Below are 4,900 nucleotides of genomic sequence, written 5' to 3'. Positions count from 1 at the left end.
GCATTGATAGAGCCACTTTCTTTTGAAAGGTTTAGTCGCTTTTTCTCTATCTCTTTTGCTAATGCTTCGGGCAAATACTTTTTTGAAAGATGTTCACCGGTAATATGTTCGAAATCAGCAATAATGTCTTGTTGGAAGTCTTTGACGAACTCCAGTTCTTCGATACGTTCACGTAATTTTTTAATCTCGTCGTTTTTGCTCATGGCTTTGGATTTTCCTTCAAAGTTAGACAATTTCTTTGTCCAATAGGCAAGCGTTGCTCTGGATATACCGTACTTTTTAGAAGCATAATTGGCAGAGATTTGTCCGTTATTAATTTCGGCAATGATAGAAAGTTTGAGATCAAAGCTAACTTTTTGATACTCATTTTTTCGGCAGGGTTGTTTTTTTGGTGTTTCCATAGGTTACTAAAAGTGTTTAATTTTTAGTCAACCTATTTTAGGACGAGAGGTTTTTTCGGGTTGCATACAACGTTTCGCGGCTTTACGTCTGTTGCGAAGTACGAAACCGCGTACTATCGGCTAAGATAAATATTATTACGAAAACAGAACGTGAATTTACCACAAAACTCGCGATAGCGTAAAACCGCTGTTGTGCGTTCGGTTTTTTAATTGGTTAATTTATGGTGCTTTAGGGCAAAATCCCATCACCTTATTGCCCAATTTAAAGACTTTACGAAAAGGTTTCATCACTCCAGTGGCAAGCTCAACTACCAAAATGGGGGAACGCGTCACTTTGGTGGGGAAACGCATCTCTCGGGTGGGGAAACGCTTCTCTCGGTCGGGGAATCGCATCTCTAGGGTGGGGAATCGCATCTCTAGGGCGGGGAATCGCGTCTCTCGGGTGGGGAATCGCGTCTCTCGGGTGGGGAAACGTATCTCTAGGGCGTTCGGAGGTATTTTTATAGTTAGAAACGAAATTACTTGATTTTTAATACCTCGACTCCCTTTCAGGAGATTCTATGATTTTTCATTAAAATTCCTAGCCTTAACCGAGAATCCTAAAAATCTGTTTGCGATTAAAATCTAAAGTGTGATTATTTTTTCGGATTAACCCTAAACTGACGCACAACGTTTCGCGGCTTTACGTCTGTTGCGAGGTAAGAAGCAGCGTACTATCGGCTAAGATAAATATTATTATGAAAACAAAGCGTGAATTTACCACAAAACTCGCAATAGCGTAAAACCGCTGTTATATGATGCCCTAATTTTTCTTTTTTGTTTGCGCCTTTATTTCCATTCCTTTTAGATTTATACTTCGGCTTTCTATTTATGCAATTCGGACTGCCATAAATACAAATAGGATAGGTATAAATATAAGTCGGACTGCAATAAATATAAATCAGATAGTTATAAATATAAATCTGGTTACTATTAATACAAATTGGATTGATATAAATATAAGTCGGACTGTAATAAATATAAATCAGACTGCAATATATATAAATAGGGTAGGTAGTTTTATGTTTTGGCTTAACGTATTTACGTTTTCGGTTTTTCTATTTCTTGGTAAATTCTATTCCTTTTACTCGCATTACTTGAAAACTTATTGCCTTAAAATCAGTTTTTTCTTTTGAGTAATTTCTGTTAAGCGGTTCGTTTGGAAAAGGGTATCATATAACGTTTCGCCGCTTTGCGTCTGTTGCGAGCTTCGGAACGGCGTATTTTCTGCTAAGATAAGATTTCTTATGAAAAATGAACGTGAACTTACCACAAAACTCGCAATAGCGCAAAACGGCTGTTAGCAGAGGTTTTTAATTAAGAGTATGAATTAGCCTTTTAATTAATTCCCATGATATTATTATAAAAACTAAGCCAACAATTACATATAATCGCCATGAAAACATTCTATTATATCCATAACTATAATTATCAGCGCTGTTATCGTAATCTCGTTCTCTAACTTTCCAATAATTTCTATAGAACCAATATATCAAAGCAAGAAGAAATAATTCTATACCGATTAAAACAAATATATTTTCGTCTTGAATAAATTTCGCTTGTTCCAATTCTTTTGCGGTTTGGGTTTAAAATCTCTGCTAACGTTTCGCAGCTTGGCGATGTGGCGGAGTAAGGAAGCCTAAATTTTCTATTAAACACTGATTTTGCAAGTACAAAACTAACTTTAAATTAAGCCCAAAACCCGCCATATTGCCAAACTGCTGTTACCTGCTGCCCTTATTCTTGTTTGATTAGTTTCACATTTGTTGTTTTCAATTTTTGGTTTAACCAATTTCTGATTTTTTCTGTATCTACATTTTTCTTTTTATTGTCAATTTGATAAAGAACAACTGTTAGAACTTTTGCACTATCAGTATTTTGATTTATTGAATGTCTTCCAAACGATACATTTTTAAGTTCTGGAAATAATATTTTTAATTCTTTCTGAATATCAGAATTATCAAATTTATATTCTCCAAGTTCATTTTGAAGATTATTTATTAAAACATCTTTTTCAGATAAATTTGTATTTTGATTATTTAATTCATTTAAAATTTCACTTTTTAAATCTTTTGCATCTTGTTTTATTTCTAATTTTGTATTGCTAATATCGTATTGAACTAACCTTTGATTTAACACTTTTATTTCTTCAGCATTAAATTTTTTGGTCAAAAATGCGACTTCAATTTTTTTAGGATTTGAATTAAATTTTGTGTTCTTATAAATAATTGTGTAACCTTTATTTGTAAACTCGTTTGAGATAAATTGTTCTACTTTTTGAGCGTATTTTTTTTCATTGAGTAGATTATATGCTAAATAAAAACTTGGAATTATCATAATCAAAATTAAAGAAGTGATGCCATATCTAATTTGTTTTTCAAATTTAGGATTCAAACTTCTGACAGGTTCATATTTTAGATATTTAATTATCAAAAAAGTAGAAATACATATAAAAAAGCAATTAATCGTGTATAAATAAAATGCACCAAAAAAATATGAAAAATTTCCTATCGCTAAACCATAACCTGCTGTACAAAGAGGAGGCATTAAAGCCGTGGCGATAGCCACGCCTGGAATTGGATTTCCTTTTTCTACTCTTGTTAGAGCAATAACACCTACTAAGCCACCAAAAAAAGCGATAAGAACGTCATAAATATTTGGAGAAGTTCTTGCTAATAGTTCTGATTGAGTTTCTTTAAATGGACTTATGTAAAAATAGATTGAAGCAACTACTAAACTTACAATTGTTGCTATTAATAAATTTTTCCCCGACTTTTTTAGTAGTTCAAAATCATAAATTGCCAAGGCAAAACCTGCTCCAACGATAGGACTCATTAATGGAGAAATAAGCATTGCACCAATTATTACTGCTGTTGAATTTACATTTAAACCAACCGATGCAATTACAATAGCACAAGCTAAAATCCATAAATTAGAACCACGAAAAGAGATATTAGATTTTATATTTTCTAAAACTTTTTTTTGTTCTTCTTCGCCATTATGAAGACTAATAAAATCAAAAATTTTATTGTTCATCGTCTATATATGTTTTGTTTAAAATTCCATTTAGAACAAAAAAGCCTAAAAGCCCTGCAATTAATGAGGAAATTAAAATTATTAATTTTGAGTTATTTATTATTGTTTCGTTGTCAAATGCAAGCAAGGTTACAAAAATTGACATTGTAAATCCTATTCCTGCCAAAAGTCCTACACCAAAAATTGATTTCCAATTTAAATCTGATGGCAGTTTGCAAAGTCCAAAAGTGACTGCTAAAAGTGTGAATAGAAAAATACCAAAAGGTTTGCCAATAATTAGTCCAAGTGCAATTCCTAAACTGTTATTTTCTGCAAATGTTTGAGTTATATCTCCACTAAAAACTATTGCTGTGTTTGCTAACGCGAAAATTGGTAAAATTATAAAAGCAACTGGTTTGTGTAGAAAATGTTGCAAAATATAGGATGTTGATTTTTCGTCTCCATTACCAAATGGAATAGCAAAAGCCAACTACTCCGCCTATTAGGTAGGGAATTAAATTTCTTATCTTTAGTTTTCCAATGATAAATAATAAAAACCAAATTCCTAATGCAATAAAAAGATTTGTCCAAAGTAAGGTTTTGGTATAAAAAATGGCAATAATTATTATTGCTCCTAAGTCATCAATAACTGCTAATGCTGTCAAAAATATTTTCAGAGAAGTAGGTACTCGATTACCTAACAGAGATAAAATTCCCAATGCAAAAGCAATATCTGTCGCCATTGGAATACCTGCACCTGATTGCGTTGTAGTTCCATAATTAAATAGTAAAAATATTCCTGCTGGTACAAACATTCCGCCCAAAGCTCCAAAAATAGGCAATAATGCGTCTTTGATATTTGAAAGTTCGCCTTGATAAATTTCTCTTTCTAGCTCCAAACCAATGAGCAAAAAGAAAATAGTCATTAGTCCGTCATTTATCCAATGTTCAAAACTATGTCCTGCAAATTGACTTTGGAAAAAGTCGTGATAACTTGTTCCAAAATTTGAGTTAGCGAGTGTCAATGATAAAATTGTGCAAGCAATTAAAACAAGACCGCCTGCCTTTTCGCTGTTGAAAAAATCTGTAAATATTTTAGTTGCTTTCATTTATTTTGTCTCTCGGTTGATTGTTTATGCGTTCTGTTGTCATGTCCTAAAATACGTTGACCGTTTTAGGTTATTAATTGAATCAAATTTACAGAATTAATTGATAAGTTTAAGCTGCTTTTTTAGCATAGGATTTATAGGGTTGTTTATCATATTGTTTGTGTACTATTTGCGGTGTTTTTAAATCTAAACTCCAATGTAAACGTTTGTTGTTGTATATGTTTACAGCTTCGGCTATCATTTTTTGAGCGATTTCAATATTTCTAATAGTGTTTTTTAGCCCGAACTCATACTTCAAAATTCCGTTAATTCTTTCAGCTACTGCGTTTTCATACG

At 32.3% G+C, this 4,900-nt stretch carries 3 protein-coding genes and 1 pseudogene; all 4 read right to left on the bottom strand.

The genetic code is table 11. The features are described from left to right. On the bottom strand, positions 1 to 401 hold a 401-nt coding region (locus EZL74_RS12985; RefSeq protein WP_131477091.1), incomplete at its 3' end, for a helix-turn-helix domain-containing protein. 1,776 nt (positions 402 to 2,177) lie between these two features. Beyond that, a complete protein-coding gene (locus EZL74_RS12975; protein ID WP_131477089.1) occupies positions 2,178 to 3,476 on the bottom strand; it encodes a DUF389 domain-containing protein in 1,299 nt (432 codons plus the stop codon). After that, positions 3,466 to 4,564 (bottom strand): annotated as a pseudogene (locus EZL74_RS12970) (Na+/H+ antiporter NhaA). The gene EZL74_RS12975 and the pseudogene EZL74_RS12970 overlap by 11 nt, the downstream one beginning before the upstream one ends. Before the next feature lie 109 nt (positions 4,565 to 4,673). Further along, positions 4,674 to 4,900: integrase core domain-containing protein (locus tag EZL74_RS12965; protein ID WP_154669988.1), on the bottom strand; the 227-nt coding region annotated here is incomplete at its 5' end.

The organism is Flavobacterium silvisoli, from assembly GCF_004329815.1.
In the GTDB taxonomy this organism is placed as follows: Bacteria; Bacteroidota; Bacteroidia; order Flavobacteriales; family Flavobacteriaceae; genus Flavobacterium; species Flavobacterium silvisoli.
Note: the sequence above shows the minus strand (reverse complement) of the source record. Positions and strands in the feature narration are given on the sequence as shown.